The sequence below is a fragment of the Microbacterium sp. 2FI genome (assembly GCF_005502885.1).
In the GTDB taxonomy this organism is placed as follows: domain Bacteria; phylum Actinomycetota; class Actinomycetes; order Actinomycetales; family Microbacteriaceae; genus Microbacterium.
Genome location: NZ_SCMR01000017.1, coordinates 50,711 through 75,157 on the forward strand (window position 1 = coordinate 50,711; position 24,447 = coordinate 75,157).

General features: G+C 69.4%; 24 protein-coding genes. 23 read left to right on the plus strand and 1 reads right to left on the minus strand.

Annotated features, from left to right (window positions below; all coding sequences use genetic code 11):
- The first annotated feature begins 41 nt into the window (after nt 1-41).
- From FFS15_RS13580 to FFS15_RS13685, 22 genes are all read left to right on the plus strand, one after another.
- Nucleotides 42-410 carry a DUF3040 domain-containing protein gene (locus FFS15_RS13580; RefSeq protein ID WP_137845580.1) on the plus strand — a complete coding sequence of 123 codons (369 nt, stop codon included), beginning with the start codon at nt 42-44 and terminating at the stop codon, nt 408-410.
- Between the two features lie 150 nt (nt 411-560).
- Entirely contained in the window at nt 561-992 is a 432-nt protein-coding gene (gene mraZ / locus FFS15_RS13585) for a division/cell wall cluster transcriptional repressor MraZ (protein WP_137845581.1), read from the plus strand.
- A gap of 121 nt (nt 993-1,113) precedes the next feature.
- Entirely contained in the window at nt 1,114-2,067 is a 954-nt protein-coding gene (rsmH, locus tag FFS15_RS13590) for a 16S rRNA (cytosine(1402)-N(4))-methyltransferase RsmH (protein WP_137845582.1), read from the plus strand.
- Nucleotides 2,064-2,648, plus strand: coding sequence for a hypothetical protein (locus FFS15_RS13595; protein WP_137845583.1), 585 nt, complete (start codon nt 2,064-2,066; stop codon nt 2,646-2,648). Before rsmH ends, FFS15_RS13595 begins: the two co-directional genes overlap by 4 nt.
- Nucleotides 2,649-2,652: 4 nt before the next feature.
- Nucleotides 2,653-4,437: a penicillin-binding protein 2 gene (locus tag FFS15_RS13600; RefSeq protein ID WP_137845584.1), complete on the plus strand. Its 1,785-nt coding sequence runs from the start codon at nt 2,653-2,655 to the stop codon at nt 4,435-4,437.
- 24 nt (nt 4,438-4,461) lie between these two features.
- Nucleotides 4,462-5,889: a UDP-N-acetylmuramoyl-tripeptide--D-alanyl-D-alanine ligase gene (gene murF, locus FFS15_RS13605; RefSeq protein ID WP_137845585.1), complete on the plus strand. Its 1,428-nt coding sequence runs from the start codon at nt 4,462-4,464 to the stop codon at nt 5,887-5,889.
- On the plus strand, nt 5,886-6,995 hold the full coding sequence (mraY, locus tag FFS15_RS13610) for a phospho-N-acetylmuramoyl-pentapeptide-transferase (protein WP_137845586.1): 1,110 nt from the start codon (nt 5,886-5,888) through the stop codon (nt 6,993-6,995). The genes murF and mraY overlap by 4 nt, the downstream gene beginning before the upstream one ends.
- Nucleotides 6,992-8,545, plus strand: coding sequence for a UDP-N-acetylmuramoyl-L-alanine--D-glutamate ligase (murD, locus tag FFS15_RS13615; RefSeq protein WP_137845630.1), 1,554 nt, complete (start codon nt 6,992-6,994; stop codon nt 8,543-8,545). Before mraY ends, murD begins: the two co-directional genes overlap by 4 nt.
- Nucleotides 8,496-9,758: a putative lipid II flippase FtsW gene (gene ftsW, locus FFS15_RS13620; protein ID WP_137845587.1), complete on the plus strand. Its 1,263-nt coding sequence runs from the start codon at nt 8,496-8,498 to the stop codon at nt 9,756-9,758. The genes murD and ftsW overlap by 50 nt, the downstream gene beginning before the upstream one ends.
- 57 nt (nt 9,759-9,815) lie before the next feature.
- Complete coding sequence (locus FFS15_RS13625; RefSeq protein ID WP_137845588.1) at nt 9,816-10,901, plus strand: UDP-N-acetylglucosamine--N-acetylmuramyl-(pentapeptide) pyrophosphoryl-undecaprenol N-acetylglucosamine transferase; 1,086 nt, start codon at nt 9,816-9,818, stop codon at nt 10,899-10,901.
- 186 nt (nt 10,902-11,087) lie between these two features.
- Nucleotides 11,088-11,480, plus strand: a complete 393-nt coding sequence (locus FFS15_RS13630) for a hypothetical protein (protein ID WP_137845589.1) — start codon at nt 11,088-11,090, stop codon at nt 11,478-11,480.
- Nucleotides 11,481-11,547: 67 nt separating this feature from the next.
- A complete protein-coding gene (gene murC / locus FFS15_RS13635) occupies nt 11,548-12,984 on the plus strand; it encodes a UDP-N-acetylmuramate--L-alanine ligase (protein ID WP_137845590.1) in 1,437 nt (478 codons plus the stop codon).
- Nucleotides 12,985-12,990: 6 nt separating this feature from the next.
- The gene (locus FFS15_RS13640) at nt 12,991-13,998 is read left to right on the plus strand and encodes an FtsQ-type POTRA domain-containing protein (protein WP_137845591.1); all 1,008 of its coding nucleotides are present in this window, start codon (nt 12,991-12,993) and stop codon (nt 13,996-13,998) included.
- A 162-nt stretch (nt 13,999-14,160) separates the two neighbouring features.
- Complete coding sequence (ftsZ, locus tag FFS15_RS13645; protein ID WP_137845592.1) at nt 14,161-15,300, plus strand: cell division protein FtsZ; 1,140 nt, start codon at nt 14,161-14,163, stop codon at nt 15,298-15,300.
- A 9-nt stretch (nt 15,301-15,309) separates the two neighbouring features.
- Nucleotides 15,310-15,996 (plus strand): YggS family pyridoxal phosphate-dependent enzyme, encoded by a 687-nt coding sequence (locus FFS15_RS13650; protein WP_137845593.1) that lies wholly within the window; start codon nt 15,310-15,312, stop codon nt 15,994-15,996.
- Between the two features lie 32 nt (nt 15,997-16,028).
- Nucleotides 16,029-16,490, plus strand: a complete 462-nt coding sequence (locus FFS15_RS13655; RefSeq protein ID WP_137845631.1) for a cell division protein SepF — start codon at nt 16,029-16,031, stop codon at nt 16,488-16,490.
- A 9-nt stretch (nt 16,491-16,499) separates the two neighbouring features.
- The gene (locus FFS15_RS13660; protein WP_137845594.1) at nt 16,500-16,799 is read left to right on the plus strand and encodes a YggT family protein; all 300 of its coding nucleotides are present in this window, start codon (nt 16,500-16,502) and stop codon (nt 16,797-16,799) included.
- Nucleotides 16,800-16,935: 136 nt separating this feature from the next.
- Nucleotides 16,936-17,517: a DivIVA domain-containing protein gene (locus FFS15_RS13665; RefSeq protein WP_137845595.1), complete on the plus strand. Its 582-nt coding sequence runs from the start codon at nt 16,936-16,938 to the stop codon at nt 17,515-17,517.
- A gap of 63 nt (nt 17,518-17,580) precedes the next feature.
- Complete coding sequence (gene lspA, locus FFS15_RS13670) at nt 17,581-18,153, plus strand: signal peptidase II (RefSeq protein ID WP_283205755.1); 573 nt, start codon at nt 17,581-17,583, stop codon at nt 18,151-18,153.
- A gap of 1 nt (nt 18,154) precedes the next feature.
- On the plus strand, nt 18,155-19,075 hold the full coding sequence (locus FFS15_RS13675; RefSeq protein WP_137845597.1) for an RluA family pseudouridine synthase: 921 nt from the start codon (nt 18,155-18,157) through the stop codon (nt 19,073-19,075).
- A 34-nt stretch (nt 19,076-19,109) separates the two neighbouring features.
- Complete coding sequence (locus tag FFS15_RS13680) at nt 19,110-19,568, plus strand: DinB family protein (RefSeq protein WP_137845598.1); 459 nt, start codon at nt 19,110-19,112, stop codon at nt 19,566-19,568.
- Between the two features lies 1 nt (nt 19,569).
- Nucleotides 19,570-20,139: a GNAT family N-acetyltransferase gene (locus tag FFS15_RS13685; protein ID WP_137845599.1), complete on the plus strand. Its 570-nt coding sequence runs from the start codon at nt 19,570-19,572 to the stop codon at nt 20,137-20,139.
- Nucleotides 20,140-20,313: 174 nt separating this feature from the next.
- Here the strand turns inward: FFS15_RS13685 and FFS15_RS13690 are convergent, their stop codons facing one another.
- Complete coding sequence (locus FFS15_RS13690; protein ID WP_137845600.1) at nt 20,314-20,787, minus strand: NUDIX domain-containing protein; 474 nt, start codon at nt 20,785-20,787, stop codon at nt 20,314-20,316.
- Nucleotides 20,788-20,908: 121 nt separating this feature from the next.
- Here FFS15_RS13690 and dnaE point away from each other — a divergent pair, with 121 nt between their 5' ends.
- Nucleotides 20,909-24,427 (plus strand): DNA polymerase III subunit alpha, encoded by a 3,519-nt coding sequence (dnaE, locus tag FFS15_RS13695; protein WP_137845601.1) that lies wholly within the window; start codon nt 20,909-20,911, stop codon nt 24,425-24,427.
- Nucleotides 24,428-24,447 lie beyond the last annotated feature (20 nt).

Sequence of the window (24,447 nt, forward strand, 5' to 3'; positions counted from 1 at the left end):
ACGCGTAGAATCGATCCAACCGAGCCACCAGAGGGGGACGCATGCCACTCTCCGAACAGGAGCAGCGCCTGCTCGACGAGATGGAACGCCATCTCATGCGCAACGACGCAGACGTCGTCACCGCGCCCCGCGACGGACGCGGGCTGAGCTATCGCAACATCGTCTACGGGACGATCCTGGTGCTGCTCGGCCTCGGCGGTCTCATCGTGGGTGTGTCCCTGCAGGCGATCGCCGTCGGCGTCATCGGGTTCGTCGTGATGCTCGCCGGCGTGATCCTGGCGGTCACCCCGGCGAAAGGCGCAGCCGCTCCCACCATCGAGACAGATCGCCCCGCGAAGCCGAGAGCGACCTCTTCCTCTTTCATGGACCGCATGAACGATCGATGGGACCGGAGGCAGGAGGACCGCTGAGCGCCTCCGCCGCCTGATCCGCGAATCAAGCACCGACCTTCGGGTCGGTGCTTTTTTCATGCCCTGGGGGGCGTATGGGTGACAAAGTGGAGGGAAGTGGAGTAAAGTGGCGGACAACCCGGGGGGCCGGACGAAGGGGGTGGTGTACCGATGCTGTTGGGCACGCACACTCCCAAGCTCGACGACAAGGGCCGCGTCATCCTCCCCTCGAAGTTCCGGGACGATCTCGGCGCCGGCGTCGTCGTGACGCGTGGGCAGGACCGCTGCCTGTACGTCTTCAGTGCGCAGGAGTTCGAGCGCGTCCATGAGCGCATCCGCGAGGCGCCGCTGGCCAACAAGCAGGCCCGCGACTTCCTGCGGATGTTCCTGTCGGGCGCGAGTGCCGAGAAGCCCGACAGCCAGAACCGCATCACGATCCCGCAACCTCTGCGGGCCTACGCCGGCCTCGACCGCGAACTCGTCGTCACCGGCGTCGGAGCGCACGCCGAGATCTGGAACGCCGACGCGTGGAACGCCTACGCCGAGGCCAACGAAGACACATACGCCGAACTGGAGCAGGAGGTGATCCCGGGCCTGTTCTGAGCCACCGGCCCCCGATTCTGACTCCCAGCCGCTCCCGCCCTGACGCCACTTCCCCGGCGCCAGGTCAGAGCGGATGGGGATCAGGGTCTGGGGATACGGAAACGGCAGGGCCCCGCACATCATGAGCCTCCGCGACATCCACACCCCGGTTCTGCTCGAGCGCTGCATCGAGCTGCTCGCCCCTGCGCTTCAGCGCGATGGGGCGGTCTTCGTCGACGCGACTCTCGGCATGGGCGGTCACTCCGAGGCGTTCCTCGAGCGCTTTCCGGGCGTCCACCTGGTCGGGCTCGATCGCGACCGCGATGCGCTGCGGATCGCGGGGGAGCGGCTCGCCCGCTTCGGCGACCGCGTGACCCTCGTGCACACCGTCTACGACGGCATCGCCGAGGCCGTCACCTCGGCGGGGTTCGCCGCCGCCGACGGGATCCTCTTCGATCTCGGCGTCTCGTCACTGCAGCTCGACGTCGCCGATCGAGGCTTCGCGTACTCGCAGGACGCGCCCCTCGACATGCGCATGGACCAGTCGTCGGGAACGACCGCCGCCGACATCGTCGCCACCTACGGCGAGGGTGACCTGCGACGCATCTTCGAGCGCTACGGCGAGGAGAAGCTCGCCGGGCGCTATGCCCGCGCGATCATCGCCGCCCGCGCCGAGGCGCCGATCGATCGCTCCGGCCGCCTCGTCGAGATCCTGATCGCCGCGACCCCCTACGCCGCCCAGCGCACCGGCCACCCCGCCAAGCGGGTGTTCCAGGCACTCCGCATCGAAGTCAATCGCGAGCTTTCGGTGCTCGAGCGAGCGGTTCCTGCGGCCCTCGGCATCCTTCCCGTGGGCGGCCGCATCGTCGTGCTCGCCTACCAGTCGCTGGAGGACCGCCTCGTCAAGCGGGAGTTCGCCGACGCGACGGCGTCGACCGCGCCTGCGGGTCTCCCGGTCGAGCTTCCCGAGCACGCGCCCCGCTTCCGCCTGCTGGTGAAGGGCGCCGAACTCGCTTCCGACGAAGAGCGCGCGACCAATCCGCGCGCCACCCCCGTGCGCCTGCGTGCGGCCGAACGACTGAGGGAGGCGAGATGAGCGTCACCGCACTGTCCACCGCCCCCGCGCCGCGGCGGCAGAATGCGCCGCAGCGGCGTCTGCGCGCCGTCGAGGCCCCGGCACGCCGTCGTCGCCCGCGGGTGCTCTACGGCGTCGTCGCGGTGCTCGGCGTGTTCCTCATCGGCGGCGCGCAGATGGCGCTGTCGATCATGACGACCCAGGGCTCGTACGAGATGTCGTCGCTCCAGCGCGAGCAGCGAGACCTCACGTACGACAAGCAGATCCTCTACGACGAGGTCGCCGGCCTCGGCTCGCCCCAGTACCTCGCCGCCAACGCGGCCGCGCTCGGCATGGTCATCGACGAGTCGCCGAGCTACCTGCGCCTGAGCGACGGCGCCGTCCTCGGCGCCCAGGAGGTTGCGCTCGGCTCGTCGTCGATCGACGCGATCGGCCGCGGCGGCGTGCCGAACGCGCTCATCACCGACACCCCGCTGGTGACCGCCCCCGGGGCGACCATCGAAGGTGTGCCGCTGGTGACCACACCCGACGTCGGCCCCGACGGAGTCGCGAACACTCCGCAGCCGATCACCGACGGACTGCCCACCCCGAGCACACACTGATGGTATGACGACCCGAGCAACCCGCAGCCCCCGCCGCAGAACCGTCGTCGCGCTGGCCGTCGTCCTCGCCGTTCTGGCGGGGTTCATCGTGCGTCTCGTTGACATCCAGGTCGTCAACGCCCGCGAGCACATCTCCGACTCGATGGATCGCGCGCTCGGGGCCGAGCAGATCCTCTACGGCACTCGGGGTGGCATCGTCGACGAGAACGGACAGACGCTGGCCGGCAGCATCCTGCTGTACGACTGCCAGGTCGATCCGCTGCTGATCACGCAGATCGACACCGACATCCTCGCCGGGGAGTCCGACGACGACCCGTGGTCGGAGGTCTCTGAGGACGCTGCGAAGATCACCGGGCAGACGACCGAAGAGGTGCAGGCGATCGTCGCCGATGCGCTCGCGGAAGATCCGTCATCCCGCTTCGCGTACCTCAAGAAGCGCGTCACGACCGAGCAGTACCGCGAACTCGCCGACCTCGATGCCCCCTACATCGTGTGCCTGCAGCATCCCGCCCGTGCCTACCCCGACGGGGCCGTCGCCGGCAACCTCGTGGGCTTCGTCGGCTCGGACGGCACGCCGCTCGAGGGCCTCGAGAAGGCCCAGAGCGACTGCCTCGACGCGACCGACGGGTGGCGCACCTTCCAGAAGGGCAAGGACGGCGTGGTGATCCCCGGCACCGAGCGCCAGCAGGACGCCCTGGACGGCGGCACGCTGCAGCTGACGATCAACCGCGACCTGCAGTGGTACCTGCAGCAGCTGATCGGCGAGCAGGTGCAGAACATGGGCGCCAACCACGGCTCGATCCTCGTCGTCGAGACCAAGACCGGAAAGATCCGCGCCGCCGCGGAGGCCCCGACGATCGACCCGAACGATCCGACCGCCCTCGAGGACGTGCGCGGCAGCCGCATCTTCGAGGACACCTTCGAGCCGGGCTCGACCTTCAAGGCGCTCACCGCGGCGACCGTCATCGACGCCGGCGGCCAGACGCCCCGCTCGACCGTGATCGCCTCGAGCCGTGAGACGTTCGCGAACGGCGCGCGCGTGCAGGATGCCTTCGCGCACCCGGCCTACGAGTACACGCTCACGGGCGTCCTCATCGACTCGTCGAACGCCGGCATCGCGAAGTTCAGCGAGCGGGTGCCCGCGGCGATCCGCGCGGAGTACTTCGAGAAGTTCGGCATCGGCTCGGGCAGCGCCGTCGACTTCCTCGGCGAAGAGACCGGCGTCATCTGGCCCGTCGACCAGTGGGGAGCGCAGACCACCTACAACACGTCGTTCGGCCAGGGCCTCACGACCACCATGCCCGAGCTCGCGGGCGCCTATGGGGCGATCGCGAACGACGGCGTGCGGATGCCGCTCTCGCTCATCGAAGCGTGCACCATGCCCGACGGCACCGTCGTCGAGCCCGAGCTGCCCGAGCCGACGCGGGTGCTCAAGGAGAGCACCGCGGCGCAGGTGAGCGAGATGCTCGAGAACGTCTTCGTGCAGGGCGGACTCGCCAAGCAGGTCGCGATCCCCGGATACCGCATCGGCGGCAAGACCGGAACCGGTGAGAAGGCCGACCTCGTCAACGGCGGCTACAAGGCAGGCGCCTACTACACGACGATGATCGGCTTCGCTCCCGCCGACGACCCGGAGTACACCGTCGTCGTCACCCTCGACGAGCCGACGAAGGTAACATCGTCAGCGGCCAACGCGACCGCGTTCCAGCGGGCCATGACTCAGGTGCTCAAGACCTACCGCGTCATGCCCGCGACGACGGCGCCGGAGCTTCTGCCCAAGTTCGGGTGACGCTTCGATCCGGCCGGAGAACCCATGATCGCGCTCACCATCGCCCAGCTCGCCCACGCCCTCGGGGGTGAGGCGCACCTCGCCGCCGGCGACACGCCCGAGACGGTCGTCTCGGGCGCCGTCGACACCGATTCGCGGCTCATCGTCTCCGGCGGCATCTTCGTCGCGAAGCCTGGCGAGGTCACCGACGGGCACAACTTCGTCGGCGCCGCAGTCGCGAACGGCGCCGCGGTCGCGATCGTCGAACACCTCGTAAAGAGCGATGCCGGCGCCGAGGTCACCCAGATCGTCGTCGGCGACGCGATCGCAGCCCTCGCCGACCTCGCACGCCATGTCGTCGCGCAGGTGCGCGCGGAGGGCGATCTGCGGGTCGTCGGCATCACGGGATCCAACGGCAAGACGACGACGAAGAATCTGCTCGCCCGCGTCCTCGAGGGCGAGGGCGAGACGGTGTCGCCGAAGGCGTCGTTCAACAACGAGGTCGGTGCGCCCCTCACGATGCTGCGGGTGACGCCTTCGACACGGTTCCTCGTGAGTGAGTTCGGCGCGAGCGCGCCGGGCGAGATCGCACGACTCGCCGGTCTCGTCGACCCCGACGTCGGCATCGTGCTCATGGTGGGCATGGCCCACGCCGGCGGCTTCGGCGGGATCGAGTCGACCTTTCAGGCGAAGTCCGAGCTCGTCCGCGCGCTCGGCGCCGGCGGGCTCGCGGTGCTCAACGCCGACGACGCCCGCGTTGCCGCCATGGCGCCCATCGCCGCCGAGCGGGGCGCGCGCGTGCGCTGGTTCGGCCGCGGCTCAGCGGCGATCGACGTGCGTGCCGACGACGTCGTCGTGACGGCATCCGGAACCTCCTTCGTCGTCACCGCCGACGGCGAGTCGCTGCCGCTCCGCCTCCAGGTGCTCGGCGAGCACCACGTCATGAACGCCCTCGCCGCGATCGCCGCGGCCACTGCCCTCGGCGTGAGCCTGGCCGCCGCGGTCGCCCGACTCGAGACGGTGGAGATCGCGGAGCGCTGGCGCATGCAGCCGCTGGGCTCGGAGCGTGTGCGCATCATCAACGACGCCTACAACGCCAGCCCCGATTCGATGGCCGCGGCCCTCCGAACGCTCGCGCAGATCACCGGGCCGGGCGAGCGCACCGTCGCAGTCCTCGGCGCGATGAGCGAGCTCGGCGAGTACGCCGAGGAGGAGCACGACCGCGTGGGCCTGCTGGCCGTGCGGCTCGGCATCCAGCGCATCGTGGTCGTGGGGCCCGAAGCGCGGCGCATGTTCCTCGAAGCCGTCGCGCAGGGATCGTGGGATGCCGAGGCGGTGTTCTTCGCGACCGCCGACGAGGCCTACGACTACCTTCTCGGCGAGCTGCGCGACGGCGACCGCGTGCTCGTCAAGTCCTCGAACTCGGCGGGTCTGCGGTTCCTGGGCGATCGTCTGGGAGAATCCTTCTCGTGAGATCACTTCTGACGGCGGCAGCGATCTCTCTGGCATTCACGCTTTTCCTCACGCCCGTGTTCCTGCGGCTCTTCCGCAAGTGGGGCTGGGGGCAGGTCATCCGCACCCCCGAGAACGTCCACAACCCGAGCCACCAGGAGAAGCGCGGCACCGTCACGATGGGCGGCACGATCTTCATCGCAGGCGCCCTGGTCGGCTACTTCGTCGGCGGGTACACCGGCAACAATCCGCCCACGATCTCGGGCCTCCTGGTCGTGTGGATGATGGTGGGCTTCGGCGTGGTCGGGTTCATCGACGATTACATGAAGGTGCGCCGCCAGCGCAGCCTCGGCCTGACGGGTTGGCGCAAGGTGCTCGGGCAGGTGCTGGTCGTCGTCCCCTTCGGCATCGTGGCGCTCATGCTTCCGAACGACTGGGGCCAGACTCCGGCGTCGGCGTACGTCTCGGTGTTCCGCGACGTTCCGCTGCTCTGGTTCTTCGCCCTCGGCCCGATCATCGGCTGGGTGGTGTATCTCGCGTGGGTCACCTTCATCGGCGTCGCGTGGTCGAACAGCACGAATGTCACCGATGGCCTCGACGGCCTCGCCGCCGGCGCCGGCATCTTCGTCACCGGCGCCTACAGCCTGGTCGTCTTCTGGCAGTTCAACCAGAGCTGCCAGGCGCCCCAGATCGTGCTCGACACGCCCTACGCGTGCTACGCGACGCGCGACCCCTTCGACCTCGCGATCATCTCGGCCTCATTCGTCGGAGCTCTCGTCGGGTTCCTCTGGTGGAACGCGCCCAAGGCCCAGGTGTTCATGGGCGACGTCGGCTCGATGTCGATCGGCGGCGTCATCGCGGCGATGTCGATCCTCTCGCGCACCGAACTGCTCGGCGTGCTCATCGCCGGCGTCTTCATCATCGGCCCCGGCTCGGTGATCCTGCAGCGGCTCTACTTCAAGCTCACCCGCGGCAAACGCCTCTTCCTCATGAGCCCGTTCCACCATCACCTCGAGATGCGCGGGTGGTCCGAGATCTCGATCGTGATCCGCATGTGGATCATCGCGGGGCTCCTCGCGGTGTCGGGAGTCGGGCTCTTCTACGTCGAGTGGCTGTCGCAGACATGACCGCGGCACGGCTCGACACCCTTACGAGCTGGCACGCCGACTGGAAGGGCCTGCGCGTCGCGGTGCTCGGGCTCTCCGTCACCGGCTTCTCGGTCGCCGACACGCTCGCCGAGCTCGGCGCCGATGTCCTCGTCGTCACCGAGACGGCGGACGAGGAGTATGCCCGACTGCTGCCGGTGATCGGCGCCCGCCTGTGGACCGGGCCTCTGGATGCCGTTCCCGATGAGCTCTCAGACTTCGCGCCCGAGGTGGTCATCGCCTCGCCGGGCTTCGCGCCGCGGCATCCGCTCATCGTGTGGGCGCAGGATTCGGACGCCGCCCTCTGGGGCGACATCGAGCTCGCGTGGCGCGTGCGCGACAAGGTCCTGCGCGCGGACGGCATGCCCGCCGACTGGATCCTCATCACCGGCACGAACGGCAAGACGACGACCACGCGCCTCGCGGCGACCATGCTCGTCTCCGGTGGCCTGCGCGCGGCGCCCGTCGGGAACATCGGCACGCCCGTGCTCGACGCCGTCCGCGACCCATCGGGCTTCGACGCCCTCGTCGTCGAGCTCTCCAGCCACCAGCTCTGGTACCTGGGGCTCCAGCAGGGCCCCGAGCCCGTCTCGCCGCACGCCGCGGTGTGCCTCAACCTCGCCGACGACCACCTCGAGTGGCACGGCTCGTTCGAGGAGTACCGCGCCGCGAAGGCGCACGTCTACGACCTCACACGCGTCGCGTGCGTCTACAACAAGTCGGATGCCGCCACCCTGGCCATGGTCGAGGATGCCGATGTGGTCGAAGGCGCCCGCGCGATCGGATTCGACCTCGGCGTGCCCGGTCCCAGCGATCTCGGCGTCGTCGACGGAATCCTCGTCGATCGCGCCTTCCTCGACGACCGACGCACGTCCGCCCTCGAGCTCACGACGGTCGCAGAGCTCGCCGAACTCGGACTCGCCGCGCCGCACATGGCGGCGAACATCCTCGCCGCAGCCGCCCTCGCGCGGTCGCTCGAGGTGCCGGTCGCCGCGATTCGCGAGGCCCTGCGCGGCTTCCGCCTCGATCCGCATCGCATCGAGGTCGTCGCCCGGCACGCGGGCATCACGTGGGTCGACGATTCCAAGGCCACCAACCCGCACGCGGCCGCATCGTCGCTGCAGGCGTACCCGGGAGCGGTGTGGATCGTCGGGGGCCTCCTCAAGGGCGTCGACATCTCCGACCTCGTCTCGTCCCGCGGCGCGTCGGCGAAGGCGGCGATCGTGATCGGCGCCGACCGCGAGGCGGTCGTGGTCGCGTTCGCGCGACACGCGCCGGGGGTGCCGGTGTTCGAGGTGCACGCCGTCGAGACTGAAGAGGTCATGGCGCAGGTCGTCGAACTGGCGGTCGGAATCGCGCGTGACGGGGACGTTGTTCTGCTCGCCCCCGCCGCGGCATCCTTCGACCAGTTCGCCTCCTACGCCGACCGCGGTCGCCGCTTCGCGGCGGCGGTGATGGAGCGGATCGGAACGGGGGCCGGGCATCAGCACGACGACGTCCCGCCCGCGGGAACCCCAGACTCCGCCTCCTGAGCGCTCCACCGCGCGCGGGCTCGCGGCGCGCGTCTCGCTCGGCAAGGTGTTCGCGCCGGTGCCGAGCGAGTTCCTGCTGATCTCCTCCACGGCGCTGATGCTGACGATCTTCGGCCTCGTCATGGTGCTCTCCGCGACGTCGGCGACCGCGACGGCCACGGGCGAGGCGCCCTGGGACGCCGCCGTGAAGCAGCTGGTGTTCGCCGTCATCGGCATCCCGCTGATGTTCGTCGCAAGCCGCCTGCCGATCTCGTTCTGGAAGCGCGTCGCGTGGCCCGCGCTCATCGGCGCGACGGCGTTCCAGCTGCTGGTGTTCACACCGCTCGGCCACGGCGCCGACGGAAACCGCAACTGGATCACGATCGCGGGGCTCCAGGCGCAGCCGTCGGAGTTCCTCAAGCTCGCCCTGGCTCTGTGGGTCGCGTACGTGCTCTTCCGCAAGCAGACGCTGCTGAGCAAGTGGCAGCACGTGTTCATTCCGCTCGTGCCGGTCTCGGTGCTCGTCGTCGCGACGGTCATGGCCGGCAGCGACCTCGGCACGGCGATGATCCTCGTGCTGATCGTGCTGGGCGCGCTCTTCTTCTCGGGCGTGAAGCTGCGCATCTTCGTGCTGCCGGCGATCGGCGCAGCCGTCGCGGTCGCGGTGCTCGCCGTGGCGAGCCCCGACCGCATGCGCCGGTTCCTGAGCTTCCTCAACCCCAACTGCCTGGACGACTACTTCAACGACTGCTACCAGCCCCTGCACGGCATCTGGGGGCTCGCCAACGGCGGCGTCTTCGGCCTCGGTCTCGGCAACTCGCGCGAGAAGTACGACTGGCTGCCGGCGATCGCGAACGACTACATCTTCGCCGTCGTCGGCGAAGAGCTCGGCCTCATCGGCTGCGCCGTGGTGCTGTCGCTGTTCGCCCTCTTCGCGGTGGGCGCCTTCCACATCATCCGCAAGACCGACGACCCGTTCGTGCGCATCGTCTCGGGCGGCATCACGGTGTGGATCATCGGCCAGGCCCTCATCAACATCGGCGTCGTGCTGCGGGTCTTCCCCGTGCTCGGCGTGCCGCTGCCGTTCATGTCGCAGGGTGGCACGTCGCTGCTGTCGGTGCTCATCGCCTCGGGCGTGCTGCTCTCGTTCGCGCGCACGCTTCCGGATGCCGTGGCGAGGCGGCAGGCTCAGATCGACGAAGCCCGCAGGCGGCGGCAGCGCGCGACGCGGTAGCGCGCGACGGCTGACGGTTCGCCGGGACCGACCCCCGACGGCGGCTAGGGTCGTGGGGTGACGACGTACCTCCTCGCCGGCGGCGGCACCGCCGGCCACGTGAATCCGCTGCTGGCGGTGGCCGATGCGCTGCGCGAGCGGGATCCGGATGCCGAGATCCTCGTGCTCGGCACGCGCGAAGGCCTCGAGGCCCGCCTCGTACCCGAGCGCGGCTACGAACTGGTCTTCGTCGACAAGGTCCCCTTCCCGCGGCGCCCGAATCGAGCTGCTGCGGCCTTCCCCGCGCGGTTCCGCACCGCGATCGGCCAGGTGCGCGACCACATCGCAGCCCGCGGCGTCGACGTCGTCGTCGGCTTCGGCGGCTACGCATCGGCACCGGCGTACGTCGCCGCCCGCCGCGCGGACGTGCCGTACGTCGTGCACGAGGCAAACGCCCGGCCTGGACTCGCGAACGTGCTCGGCGCGCGCAGCGCCGCGGGCATCGGCGTCGCCTTCGAGGGCACGCCGCTCAAGCGCTCGCGCGTGGTCGGGATGCCGCTGCGCCGCGAGATCGTCGACCTCGACCGCAGCGCGCTTCGCACCGAGGCGGCGGCGCACTTCGGGCTCGATCCCGCGCGGCCCGTACTGCTCGTGTTCGGCGGATCGCTCGGCGCGCAGCGCTTGAACGAGGCGTTCGGCCAGGGCTTCGGCGCGGCATGGCGCGACGTGGTGGATGCCGGGTGGCAGCTCGTCCACGTGACGGGGGAGCGTTCCGAGCTCGCCGACCCACGGGCACCGGGCTACGCGGTGCGCCGCTACGTCGACCGCATGGATCTCGCCTTCGCCCTCGCCGACCTCATCGTCTCGCGCGCGGGCGCCGCGACGGTGAGCGAGATCAGCGCGCTCGGCATCCCCGCCGTGTACGTGCCGTACGCGGTCGGCAACGGCGAGCAGGCGCTGAACGCGGCCTCGGCCGTACGAGCCGGCGCAGCGATCCTGCTGCCCGACGCGGAGTTCACCGGCGACCGGGTGCGTTCCGACGTGCTGCCGCTCCTCGCCGACGACGCGAAGCGCGCGGCGATGACGCAGGCCGCGGCATCCGTCGGCACGCGCCACGGCACCGAGAACGTCGTCACCCTGATCGACGAGGCTCTGGGACGGTAGCCCGCCGGCCTCCGCCGCTGTGCCGAAAACCCGGTCCGTCACACGACACGCCGGACCTCGGCATCCGTCACCGGCGTGTCGTCGTGACCGAGCAGGTTTACGGCACGCCGTCCGTGCGGAACGGGTCCGGGTGAGACGATCGGGTCGCCGCCGACACTCACACAGCGACACGGGCGAGGAGGCCTCATGAACCGGATGACGAAGGCTACTGCGGCCGGGGCGGTCGCCGTTCTCGCCGCGATCCTGCTGACCTCCTGCGCCTCCGGCTCCGGCGGTTCGCCCGCGAGCCCCCCACCGTCGTGCGGCGCGTACAGACTCGGCCAAGGTCAGGTGATCCCGCAGGAGGCCGTCGACTGCTTTGCCGAGGCGGGTGTCGACGGCGTGCTGAAGGTCACCGCCCCGACCACCGAAGGCGACCCCATCATCACCACCTACAGCAGGCGCTCGGACGGTGCGATCGAGGTCCAGATGGACATGACGCAGGACCCGTACGGCGGCGGGACGGCGTTCCTCGTCTGCCCCGACGCGGTATCGGTCGTGGAACTCGGCGACTGCGAGGAGCAGCACCGAGGCGACTGACCCGCCCCTGCTCCGGCCAGCGCGCCGGGGCCGCGGCATCCGTCACCCAACTTAGGATTGACGGGTCATGATCAGACCCGACCTCACCCTTCCCATCCCCGAGAACATCGAGGCCGCCCACTTCATCGGAATCGGCGGCTCCGGCATGTCGGGGCTCGCGCGCATGTTCCTCGAGCGCGGGATCCGGGTGTCGGGCTCCGATCGCGCCGACAGCGCGGCCCTGCAGGAACTCGCTGCTCTCGGCGCGACGGTCTACGTCGGGCACGATGCCGCGAACCTCGCCGACGACGTCGACACGGCCGTGCACACCGGGGCGATCTGGCCCGAGAACCCCGAGTTCCTGCTCGCCAAGGAGCGTGGCCTCCACGTCATCCACCGCTCGCAGGCGCTGTACTGGTTCATCGGCGGCCAGCGCCTCGTCTCGGTCGCCGGTGCCCACGGCAAGACGACCTCGACCGGCATGCTGGTGACCGCCCTCCGCGACCTCGGCGTCGATCCCACCTTCGTCAACGGCGGCGTGATCGCGCAGCTGGGGGTCTCGAGCGGCAGCGGGTCCGACGACCTCTTCGTCATCGAAGCCGACGAGTCCGACGGCACGTTCCTGCTCTACGACACCTCGATCGCGCTCATCACGAACGTCGACCCCGACCACCTCGACCACTGGGGCTCGGGCGAGGCGTTCTATGCCGCATTCGCCCGGTTTGCGAACGCGGCGCGCGAGGCGGTCGTCATCTCGTCCGACGACGCGGGTGCGCGGATCGTCGCGGACCAGCTCACCCACGCGAACGTCGTCACCTTCGGGGAGGATGCCGCAGCCACCGTGCGCGTCACCGACATCCGCACCGAGGGGCCCGTGTCGTTCCGCGTCACCTTCGCCGGCGAGACGGTCGACGCCGCACTCCCGATCCCGGGTGCACACAACGCGATCAACGCCGTCGGCGCGGTCGCGGTGCTGCTGACCCTCGGACACGCGCTCGAACCCGCGGTGCGCGCCGTCGAAGGCTTCGCCGGCACGATCCGCCGCTTCGAGTTGCACGGCGTCGAGCGCGGCGTGAGCGTGTTCGACGACTACGCCCACCACCCGACCGAGGTCGCGGCAGCCCTGGCGGCCGCACGCACCGTCGTCGGCGACGGACGCATCATCGCGATCCAGCAGCCGCACACGTATTCGCGCACGCAGGAGATGTACCAGGAGTTCGCCGACGTGCTCGAGCGCCATGCCGATCACACGGTCATGCTCGACGTGTACGGCGCACGGGAAGACCCGGTTCCGGGCGTCACCGGCGAGCTCGTGAGCGGCGCGTTCGTCGACCCCGCCCACGTCCACTACGTCGCCGACTGGCAGGCCGCGGCCGACTACACCGCGACGGTCGCGCGCGACGGCGACTACGTCATCACCCTCGGCTGCGGGAACGTGTACCAGATCATCCCGCAGGTGCTCGACGCGCTCGGCCGCACGAGCGCGCCGACCGGCGCGGACGCCGCGACCGGCGCGGGGGAGTAGGGGCGCATGCGTCGGCCACCGCCGCTGCCGCCTCCGTCCAACGCGCCCGCGGCGGGCGCTGCGACCGTCGATGACGCGCCTCGTGCGCCCGCCGATGAGACGACGACGGATGCTGCGACGGCGCCTGCCGATGCCGCGGAGACACGCGCGACGAACGGTGCCGCGGCACCCGTGATCCCGATCACGGCGCCCGTCGGCATCCGTCGCCCCGAAGGCGCCGACCCCGCCGCCGAGCCCGCGAGCGATGCTCCCGTGAGCCTGCGTGACGTGTGGCGTGCGGCCAGGGCGCGCAGGCGCGCCCTGCGAGCCGAGGTGCGCCGCTTCACGGTGCGCCAGCGCCGCCGCCGCATCGTGTGGATCGGCGTGGGCGCGGCTCTCGTCGTCCTCGTGCTCGCGACGCTCGGCGCCGCGTACAGCCCGCTGTTCGCCGTGCGCGACATTCGCGTCGTCGGTGCCGAGCAGCTCGATGCGGCCGAGGTCGAGCAGGCTCTGGGCGACCAGCTGGGGACACCCCTGCCCCTCGTCGACGAGAGCGCGGTCAAGGCGGCACTGGTGGGCTTCCCCCTCGTCGAGTCCTACTCGCTCGAGGCGCGACCGCCGCACGAGCTCGTCGTGCGGATCGTCGAGCGCACGCCGATCGGATCGGTCGACACGGCGGCCGGCTACTCCCTCGTGGATGCCGCGGGTGTGGTGCTCGCCACGAGTGCGTCGCCGGCCGCGGGCGTCCCGGTGCTCTCGATCACCGGCGGCACCGACTCCGACGCGTTCGACGCTGCCGGGCAGGTGATGCGATCGCTGCCGGATGAGATCGCCGTCCAGGTCACGGGAGTCTCGGCATCCACACCCGATGATGTGACCCTGACCCTCGGCGGCACCAACACGCTCGTTGTGTGGGGGAGTGCGCAAGACTCGGCACTCAAGGCGGTCGTGCTGCAGCGGGCGATGGCCTCCCGACCGCCGGCAGACGTCTTCAGCTACGACGTGTCGTCGCCCTCCGCCATCGTCATCCGCTGACTCTTCGACCAGTTCCGCACGGGATGTCGCGACACGCCCACGTCGGTGCGGGCGGGCAGACGGCATCCGCATACCTTCAGATCAGGAATTGCATACCGGGCAATTCTTTATACCTCTACTAGAGGTTGAAGGTTACACAGGTCCAATGCTACGGAGGCCGGCATGAGCCAGAACCAGAACTACCTCGCCGTCATCAAGGTGGTCGGCGTCGGTGGCGGCGGCGTGAACGCCGTCAACCGCATGATCGATCTCGGACTGCGCGGCGTCGAGTTCATCGCGATCAACACCGATGCCCAGGCGCTGCTGATGAGCGACGCCGACGTCAAGCTCGACGTCGGCCGCGAACTCACGCGCGGCCTCGGTGCCGGCGCCGACCCCGAGGTCGGCCGACGCGCGGCAGAAGACCACGCCGAAGAGATCGAAGAGGCCCTGCGCGGCGCCGACATGGTCTTCGTCACGGCAGGCGAGGGCGGTGGCACCGGCACCGGCGGCGCGCCCGTGGTCGCGAAGATCGCGAAGTCGATCGGCGCGCTCACCATCGGTGTCGTGACCAAGCCGTTCTCGTTCGAGGGCCGCCGCCGTCAGCAGCAGGCCGAGACCGGCGTGTCGAAGCTGAAGGAAGAGGTCGACACCCTCATCGTCGTGCCGAACGACCGGCTCCTGGAGATCAGCGATCGCGGCATCTCGATGATCGAGGCGTTCGCCACGGCAGACCAGGTGCTCCTCGCCGGTGTCCAGGGCATCACCGACCTCATCACGACGCCCGGTCTCATCAACCTCGACTTCGCCGACGTGAAGTCCGTCATGCAGGGCGCGGGCTCCGCGCTCATGGGCATCGGGTCTGCGCGCGGCGCAGATCGTGCGATCAAGGCAGCCGAGCTCGCCGTCGAATCGCCCCTGCTCGAGGCCTCGATCGAAGGTGCGCACGGCGTGCTCCTGTCGATCCAGGGCGGATCGAACCTCGGGATCTTCGAGATCAACGATGCCGCGCAGCTGGTGAAGGAGGCCGCGCACCCCGAGGCCAACATCATCTTCGGAACCGTCATCGACGACACCCTCGGCGACGAGGTGCGCGTCACCGTCATAGCCGCAGGTTTCGACGGCGGCGAGCCGCAGACGCGCATCGAGCCGATCACGGCGTCGCGCGTGGTCACGGCCCCGGCTATGCCGGTGATCACCGCCGACGAAGCGGCCGGCAGCCGCGATGCGGAGCCGGTCCCGGTCGGCGCCACGATCCCGGCCTCGTCGATCGACTCGCCGTTCACCGACGACGATCTCGACATCCCCGACTTCCTCAAATAGAGGTCGCCCATGGGGGATCTGGCCGAGCGGCTCACAGCGCTCGATGAGCGCATCGCCGGCGCGGCACGCTCGGCGGGGCGAGACCCCGCCGAGCTCACGCGCATCGTCGTGACGAAGTTCCACCCGTCGACGCTCGTCGAGGAGCTCTACGCCCTCGGCGTGCGCGACGTGGGGGAGAACCGGCAGCAGGAGTTCTCCGAGAAGGCCCGCGCCACCGCGGGGCTCGAGGGGCTGCGCTGGCACTTCATCGGGCAGGTGCAGACCAACAAGGCGCGGGCGGTGCGCTCGGCGGCATCCGTCGTCCACTCTGTCGACCGCGGGCGCCTGGCCGACGCGCTGGATGCCGCAGCAGAGCCCGGCGATGCCGTGCTCGACGTGCTGCTGCAGGTCAACCTCACCGACGACCCCGCTCGCGGGGGTGTGGCTCCGGCTGATCTCGAGGCCCTGGCCGAGCACGCCGCCGCGCGGCGGACGCTCCGTGTGCGCGGCGTCATGGCGGTCGCGCCGCTCGACGAGGCAGCCGCCGCGGCGTTCGAGCGCCTGCGCGGATACGCCGACACCGTCCGGTCGGTCGTGCCGGACGCCCACTGGATCTCCGCCGGAATGACGGCGGACTTCGCCGAGGCGATCACTGCAGGCGCGACACACCTGCGGATCGGCTCGGCAATCACCGGACCGCGGCCTGCTCGCGGTTAACCTCGGAACAGATGAGCACTACGGAGGATGCGATGTCGAACCCGCTCAAGAAGACCATGGTGTACCTGGGCCTCGCCGACGAGGAAGAGGTCTACGAAGAGCCGGCACCGCAGCCGCGGGGCCGCAAGACCGAAGCCGCCGTCGAGAAGGCCGCTCCGGTGACCCCGCTGCACCGCCCGACGGTCGTGCGTCAGCCGGCGCCCGCGGCGATCAGCGAGATCCTCACGGTGCACCCCAAGCAGTACCGCGACGCGCAGGTGATCGCCGAGAACTTCCGCGACGGCATCCCGGTCATCATCAATCTCTCGCAGATGTCGGATGCCGACGCGCGTCGTCTCATCGACTTCGCGAGCGGTCTGTCGCTCGGCCTCTACGGCCGCATCGAGCGCGTGACGAGCAAGGTCTTCCTGCTGTCGCCCGAGAACGTCGCGGTGTCGGGTGACGGTACGGTCGCACAGGCCGATCCGGAATCCGTTCCCTTCACACAGCCGTAGTCTGGATCCGTGGCCGTCGTTCAACTCATCGCCTCGATCCTCAACTTCGTTCTTCTCCTGTACGTCTTCGTGCTGCTCGCGCGGCTGATCCTGGAGTGGATCCCGTTCTTCAACCGCGAGTGGCGTCCGAAGGGTGCCGGTCTCGTGGCTGCCGAGGCGGTGTATACCCTCACGGATCCGCCGATCCGGCTGTTCCGCAGAGTCATCCCGCCGCTGCGCGTCGGGGCGATCGCGATCGACTTCGGCTTCGCGCTGACGATGCTGCTGTGCTTCGTTCTGCTCAGCGTCACCCGTGCGATCGCCAGCTGACCTCGTATGACGGCATGCGGATCTCCTTCGACACTCTCAGGATGCCGCGACTATGCTTGCCTGAAACGACCCGCCGAAGTGGGCGGGCGGCCCCCGACATCGGCCAGCGACCTGAGCGCTCGAAAGAGGAATCACCATGGCATTGACCCCCGATGACGTCGTCACCAAGCAGTTCCAGCACGTCCGGTTCAAGGAGGGCTTCGACCCGGACGAGGTGGATGACTTCCTCGACGAGATCGTCGTGGAGTGGCGCAAGTCCATCGCCGAAGCCGATGAGGCCAAGGCGAAGCTCGCAGCGTACGAGTCCGGTGCCGCCCCCGCGGCCGCCGCACCTGCGGCTCCTGAGCCCGTTGCAGCTCCCGCTCCGGCCATCGAGTCGGGCGCCGGTGCCCCCGCCGCCAGCGCAGGCATCATCGAGCTCGCCCAGCGCCTGCACGACGAGCACGTCGCCGAGGGTCGCACCCAGCGCGACCAGCTGATCGCCGACGCCAAGGCGCAGGCCGCCTCCATCATCTCCGAAGCCGAGACCCGCGGCCGCGAAGAGGTCGCCAAGCTCGACCGCGAGCGCTCGACGCTCGAGGGTCGTATCACCGAGCTCCGCAACTTCGAGCGCGACTACCGCTCGCAGCTGCGCAGCTACATCGAAGGCAAGCTGCGCGACCTCGAGACCACGGCCACGACGTCCGGCTCGCAGCCGGTCTCGGCCATCGGCCTCTAGGCCTTGTCAGGCCGACCACGGTCCCGGAGCACGTCGAAGGGTCGTCAGGCGGCGGCCGGTGCCATCATCGCGACACTCGCGTTGACGGTGCTGGCCGCCGACCAGTTCACGAAGCACCTGGCGCTGGAGAACCTGCCGTATCAGCAGCCGGTTCCGGTGCTGGGTGACTTCCTGATCTTCTACCTCACGAAGAACCCCGGCGCAGCATTCTCGCTGGGCGAAGAGGTGACGTGGATCTTCACGATCGCCCTCGCCGCCGTCGCGGTGGTCATCGTGTGGCTCGCCGCGACCCGCGTGACCTCGATGCTGTGGGCGGTGGGTCTCGGGCTCCTGCTCGGCGGTGTGCTCGGCAACCTCACCGACCGCCTGCTGCGCGAACCGGGTTTCGCCGTCGGCCACGTGATCGACTTCATCAACACGCCGTGGATGATGCCGGCGATCTACAACGTCGCCGACATCTTCATCGTCTCGATGATGATCGGCGTGGCGCTCCTCGTGCTCGTCGGCCTCCGTTTCGACGGCACGCGCGAGCCCAAGGCCGGGGCAGCGGATGCGGATGAGTCCGCTGCGCCCACGTCGAGTGATGACGGGACGGATGCCGCGGCATCCGAGTCCCCGGCATCCCCGAAGGACTGACGTGGAATCTCGCAGCATGCCGGTGCCGGACGGCCTCGACGGCACGCGCGTCGACGCCGCTCTCGCGAAGATGCTCGGCTTCTCGCGCACGTTCGCGGCCGATGTCGCCGACGCGGGCGGCGTTGCGCAGGACGGCCGTGTGCTCTCGAAGTCCGACAAGCTGCGCGGCGGCGCGTGGCTCGACGTCTCGTGGGCGCCGAGGGAAGAGGCCCGGATCGTTCCCGTCGCGGTGCCCGACCTCGGGATCGTGTACGACGACGACGACATCGTCGTGGTCGACAAGCCGTCGGGCGTCGCGGCGCACCCTTCGATCGGCTGGGAGGGCCCGACGGTGCTCGGCGCCCTCGCGGCGGGCGGATTCCGCATCGCGACGACGGGCGCCGCCGAGCGCCAGGGCGTCGTGCATCGCCTCGACGTCGGCACGAGCGGCCTCATGGTCGTCGCGAAGACCGAGCATGCGTACACGGTGCTCAAGCGCGCTTTCAAGGAGCGCGAGGTCGAGAAGATCTACCACACGGTCGTGCAGGGTCACCCCGATCCGCTCGCGGGCACGATCGACGCACCCATCGGGCGGCACCACAGCCACTCGTGGAAGTTCGCCGTCACTCCCGACGGCAAGGACTCGGTCACCCACTACGAGACGATCGAGGCGTTCCGCGGTGCGTCGCTCCTCGAGATCCACCTCGAGACCGGGCGCACGCACCAGATCCGCGTGCACATGGCCGCTCACCGGCATCCGTGCGTGGGCGACCCGCTCTACGGCGGCGACCCGACCCTGTCGAAGCGGCTCGGGCTCACACGGCAGTGGCTGCACGCGCACGAGCTGTCGTTCGAACACCCGTCGACGGGGGAGCAGGTCACCTTCACCTCCGACTACCCGGCCGACCTCGCGCACGCCCTCGAGGTGCTGCGGGCGGAGTGATGCGCGTGTCGGCGGCCTCGGGCAGAGTGTCGGTGTGGCTTCCTTCACCGCCGTGCTCGCCCGCCGGTTCGACCGTGCGAACGTCCTCTACACCGACCTCGTCGACGCGCTGAGCGCCGAGCAGCTCGGCTCGCGGCTTCCCGGACTTCCCTCGAACACGATCGGCGGGCAGCTGTGGTGCGTGCTGGGTGCGCGCGAGAGCTACGTCCGCGCGGCGCGTGCGGGGTCGTGGCAGGGGTTCACTTCTCCCGTCACGCACGATGAGACGACGGATGCCGCGGCCCTCCGCTCCGCGCTGGATTCGACCAGCGCGGTGGTGGCCGAGTTCGTCGAGGCGCTCGGCGACGACGACGAAGACGGCATGACCTACGCGCTCGCGCTGCTCGAGCACGAGACGCAGCACCACGGGCAGCTGATCCGGTATCTGTATGGGCTCGGCATCCGGCGCCCCGAGTCGTGGCAGCGTCAGTACGCGCTCGACGAGGACTTCTGACGTGACGATCCGCGTCCGCCCGGCGACCGAGTTCGACGACGTCAAGTCGCTCGTCGGGCCGAAGCGCGCGGACGCCAACGTCTGCTGGTGCCTGAGCTACCGCATCCCGAGCAAGGAGAACGTGGCGCTGCGCGGCGCCGACCGCGGTGACAGGGTGCGGGAACTCATGGCGCTCGGGCCGCCCGGCGTGCTCGCGTACGACGGCGACGAGGTCGTCGGGTGGGCGGCGGTGCACCCGCGCGCCGACACGTCATTCGCGACGAACCGCAAGATCCCGCACGTCGACGACCTCGATGTGTGGTCGGTGTGGTGCATCCGGGTGCGCCCGGGCCACCGCGGCGAGGGCATCTCGCACGCGCTGCTCGAAGGCGCAGTCGACTTCGCCCGCGCGAGCGGGGCGCCGGCGATCGAGGGGTATCCCGTCGACAACAAGGGCGAGAAGGTCGACCTCACGATGGCCTACGTCGGCACCCGGTCGCTCTTCGAGAAGGCCGGGTTCGGCAAGGCCGCCGACACGACGTCGGTGATCAACGGCTTTCCGCGCGTGCTGATGCGCCTCGACCTCTCCTGAGACGGTCTCCGGTCCCTGTCTCGGTCTCTGGCGTCCCATCGGGCGGGCCGAAAACCTGCTCGGTCACACGACACGCCGTGCCTCGGCATCCGTCACCGGCGTGTCGCCGTGACCGACCGGGTTTTCGGTACATCGGGAGTGCGCCGGGGGAACGGGAACTCAGGGGAAGAGTCCTCAGCGGCCGCCGAGGAACTGCGCAGGGTCGTCCTCGGCGAGCGCCAGCGCGATCTTGCGGACGTGGGTCTGGTCGACCTCGACCAGTTCGCCCAGGCGGTACCAGCCGACCTCGGTGAGTTCGCCGTCGGCGGGGTGCGGATCGCCCGACACCCAGGCGCACCGGAACACCAGGTCGAGATAGTCGACCTGGTCGCCGTTCTCGTGGGTGATGCGCGGGATCTGCTGCACGAGCGCGAGGCGCTCTGCCCGCACGACGACGCCCGCCTCCTCGAGGCACTCGCGCACCGCCGCGTCGGCGGGTTCCTCGCCCGGATCTACGATGCCCGAGACCGGCTGCCAGGCGCCGTTGTCGGCTCGTCTGCCCAGCAGCACCCGCTCGCCGCGGAACACGACGGCTGTCACGCCGACGAGCGGAAGCGGGGCGGAGCCGATCTTCTCGCGCAGAGCGAGGACGAATTCCGGGGTGGCCATAACTTCACCCTAGGTCCCGAGTCTCGACCTCAACGTGAGGGTGAGGTCACCTCGCGAGTCAATCCCGCGGCCACGGGGCGTGGCCGGCCAGGAGGTCGGCGGTCCTCCTTAGACTCGACAGGTGGCATCCGACTCCTTCGTTCACCTGCACGTGCACAGCGAGTACTCGATGCTCGACGGGGCGGCCCGCATCGGCCCGATGGTGCAGGAGGCGGTGCGGCTCGGGATGCCGGCGATCGCCGTCACCGATCACGGCAACACGTTCGCGGCCTTCGAGTTCTACAAGGCCGCGAAGGATGCCGGTATCAAGCCGATCATCGGCATCGAGGCGTACGTCACCCCGGGTACGCACCGCAGCGACAAGGCGCGCGTGCGCTGGGGGACCCCCGAGCAGAACGACGACGACGTCTCGGGCTCGGGCGCCTACACGCACATGACTCTGCTCAGCCAGAGCACCGAGGGCATGCACAACCTGTTCCGGCTGTCGTCTCTCGCGAGCATGGAGGGCTACTACTTCAAGCCCCGCATGGACCGCGACCTGCTGCAGAAGTACGGCAAGGGCCTCATCGCGACGACGGGCTGCCCGTCGGGCGAGGTGCAGACCCGTCTGCGGCTCGGGCAGTACGACGCGGCGCGCGCCGCTGCCGCGGAGTTCCAAGACCTCTTCGGCAAAGAGAACTACTTCGCCGAGATCATGGATCACGGGCTCTCGATCGAGCGCCGCGTGATGACCGATCTGCTGAAGATCGCGAAAGACCTCGAGATCCCGCTGGTCGCCACGAACGACCTGCACTACACGCACCAGCACGACTCGTCGAGCCACGCGGCCCTCCTGTGCGTGCAGTCGGGCTCGACGCTCGACGACCCGAAGCGGTTCAAGTTCGACGGCGACGGGTACTACGTCAAGACCCCCGCCGAGATGCGGCAGATCCTCCGCGACCACCCCGAGGCGTGCGACAACACGCTGCTGATCGCCGAGCGGTGCGAGGTCGAGTTCAACACGAGCGCGAACTACATGCCGCGCTTCCCGGTGCCGCCGGGCGAGACCGAAGAATCCTGGTTCGTCAAAGAGGTCGAGAACGGCCTCAACGTGCGCTACCCGGCCGGCATCCCCGACGCGGTCCGCAAGCAGGCCGAGTACGAGACCGGCGTCATCGTGCAGATGGGGTTCCCCGGGTACTTCCTCGTCGTCGCCGACTTCATCAACTGGGCCAAGCGCAACGGCATCCGCGTCGGCCCCGGCCGCGGCTCGGGCGCAGGTTCCATGGCCGCCTTCGCGATGCAGATCACCGATCTCGATCCGCTGCAGCACGGACTCATCTTCGAGCGGTTCCTCAACCCCGACCGCGTCTCGATGCCCGACTTCGACGTCGACTTCGACGACCGTCGCCGCGGCGAGGTGATCCAGTACGTCACCGAGAAGTACGGCGACGAGCGCGTCGCGCAGATCGTCACATACGGCACGATCAAGGCCAAGCAGGCGCTCAAGGATGCCGGCCGCGTGCTCGGCTTCCCCTTCAGCATGGGTGAGAAGCTCACGAAGGCCATGCCCCCGGCGGTCATGGGCAAGGACATGCCGTTGGAGGGCATGTTCGACAAGGAGCACCCCCGCTTCAAAGAGGCGAGCGAGTTCCGCGCTCTCATCGAGACGGATGCCGAGGCCAAGACCGTCTTCGACACCGCCGTCGGCCTCGAGAACCTCAAGCGCCAGTGGGGCGTGCACGCCGCCGGGGTCATCATGTCGTCCGAGCCGCTGATCGACATCATCCCGATCATGAAGCGCGAGCAGGACGGCCAGATCGTCACGCAGTTCGACTACCCGTCGTGCGAGGCGCTGGGCCTCATCAAGATGGACTTCCTGGGGCTGCGCAACCTCACGATCATCAACGACGCGCTCGACAACATCGAGGCCAACCGCGGTCACGCCCTCGTCCTCGAAGACCTCGAGCTCGACGACGTCGGCGCCTACGAGCTGCTGGCGCGCGGCGACACGCTCGGAGTGTTCCAGCTCGACGGCGGGCCGATGCGATCGCTGCTGCGTCTGCTCAAGCCCGACAACTTCGAAGACATCTCGGCCGTGATCGCGTTGTATCGTCCTGGGCCCATGGGCGCGAACTCGCACATCAACTACGCGCTGCGCAAGAACGGCCAGCAGGACATCACGCCGATCCACGAGGAGTTCAAGGACTCGCTCCGCGAGATCCTCGACACGAGCTACGGCCTGATCATCTACCAGGAGCAGGTGATGGCGATCGCGCAGAAGGTCGCCGGCTTCAGCCTCGGCCAGGCCGACATCCTCCGCCGCGCGATGGGCAAGAAGAAGAAGTCCGAGCTCGACAAGCAGTTCGAGGGCTTCCAGGCCGGCATGCACGCCAACGGCTACTCCGACGACGCGGTGCAGAAGCTGTGGGAGATCCTGCTGCCGTTCTCGGACTACGCGTTCAACAAGGCGCACTCGGCCGCCTACGGCCTCGTCTCGTACTGGACCGCCTACCTCAAGGCCCACTATCCCGCCGAGTACATGGCGGCGCTGCTCACGAGCGTCGGCGACTCGAAGGACAAGATGGCGGTCTACCTCAACGAGTGCCGCCGGATGGGCATCAAGGTGCTGCCGCCCGACGTCGGTCAGTCGATCCGCTACTTCGCCGCCGTCGGCGAAGACATCCGCTTCGGTCTCGGGGCGGTGCGCAACGTCGGCACCAACGTCGTCGACGGCATCGTCGCCTCGCGCACCGACGAAGGGTTCGCGAACTTCCACGACTTCCTCGCCAAGGTGCCGATGCACGTCGCGAACAAGCGCACCGTCGAGTCGCTCATCAAGGCGGGTGCGTTCGACTCGCTCGGGTCGACACGCCGCGCGCTGATGGAGATCCACGAGGATGCCGCCGAGGCGGCCGTCGAGACCAAGCGCAAGGCCGCGACCGGGGCGATCGGCTTCGACTTCGACAGCCTCTACGACGAGGCCGAAGAGGTCATGCCGGCGAAGGTTCCCGATCGCCCCGAGTGGACGAAGAAGGACAAGCTCGCGTTCGAGCGCGAGATGCTGGGCCTCTACGTCTCGGACCACCCGCTCGCCGGGCTCGAGGTGCCGCTCGCCAAGCACGCGTCGACCAGCATCCACGACCTCCTCGCCTCCGAGACCGTCGACGACGGCGATCAGGTGACCGTCGCCGGGCTCGTCACGAGCGTGCAGCATCGCGTCGCCAAGCAGAGCGGCAATCCCTACGGCATGATCACCGTCGAGGACTTCGACGGCGAGGTCACGGTGATGTTCATGGGGAAGACCTACACCGAGTTCGCCTCGATGCTGGTCGCCGACTCGATCCTCGTGGTGCGCGGCCGGGTGTCGCGGCGTGACGACGGGCTCAACCTGCATGCGCAGTCGGCGTTCAGCCCCGACCTCGGGACGACCGACGCGTCGGGCCCCCTGGTGCTGTTGATGCCCGAGCACCGCGCGAGCGAGAGCCTCGTGAACGAGCTCGCCGCCGTGCTGAACCGTCACCGCGGCGACACCGAGGTGACCCTGCGGCTCTACAAGGGCTCGGTGGCGAAGGTCTTCGAGGTGCCGCTGCCGGTGCGGGTGACCGCAGATCTGTACGGCGAGCTGAAGAGTCTTCTCGGGCCGCAGTGCCTCGGGTGATCTCATCACGGTCTCATGTG

Coding starts and splice junctions, on each gene's coding strand:
- FFS15_RS13665 (WP_137845595.1), top strand. CDS start 16,936: ATGGCATTGACCCCCGATGACGTCGTCACCAAGCAGTTCCAGCACGTC.
- murD (WP_137845630.1), top strand. CDS start 6,992: ATGACCGCGGCACGGCTCGACACCCTTACGAGCTGGCACGCCGACTGG.
- FFS15_RS13595 (WP_137845583.1), top strand. CDS start 2,064: ATGAGCGTCACCGCACTGTCCACCGCCCCCGCGCCGCGGCGGCAGAAT.
- FFS15_RS13580 (WP_137845580.1), top strand. CDS start 42: ATGCCACTCTCCGAACAGGAGCAGCGCCTGCTCGACGAGATGGAACGC.
- murF (WP_137845585.1), top strand. CDS start 4,462: ATGATCGCGCTCACCATCGCCCAGCTCGCCCACGCCCTCGGGGGTGAG.
- FFS15_RS13630 (WP_137845589.1), top strand. CDS start 11,088: ATGAACCGGATGACGAAGGCTACTGCGGCCGGGGCGGTCGCCGTTCTC.
- FFS15_RS13655 (WP_137845631.1), top strand. CDS start 16,029: ATGTCGAACCCGCTCAAGAAGACCATGGTGTACCTGGGCCTCGCCGAC.
- FFS15_RS13650 (WP_137845593.1), top strand. CDS start 15,310: ATGGGGGATCTGGCCGAGCGGCTCACAGCGCTCGATGAGCGCATCGCC.
- FFS15_RS13600 (WP_137845584.1), top strand. CDS start 2,653: ATGACGACCCGAGCAACCCGCAGCCCCCGCCGCAGAACCGTCGTCGCG.
- mraZ (WP_137845581.1), top strand. CDS start 561: ATGCTGTTGGGCACGCACACTCCCAAGCTCGACGACAAGGGCCGCGTC.
- FFS15_RS13640 (WP_137845591.1), top strand. CDS start 12,991: ATGCGTCGGCCACCGCCGCTGCCGCCTCCGTCCAACGCGCCCGCGGCG.
- FFS15_RS13690 (WP_137845600.1), bottom strand. CDS start 20,787: ATGGCCACCCCGGAATTCGTCCTCGCTCTGCGCGAGAAGATCGGCTCC.
- ftsZ (WP_137845592.1), top strand. CDS start 14,161: ATGAGCCAGAACCAGAACTACCTCGCCGTCATCAAGGTGGTCGGCGTC.
- rsmH (WP_137845582.1), top strand. CDS start 1,114: ATGAGCCTCCGCGACATCCACACCCCGGTTCTGCTCGAGCGCTGCATC.
- murC (WP_137845590.1), top strand. CDS start 11,548: ATGATCAGACCCGACCTCACCCTTCCCATCCCCGAGAACATCGAGGCC.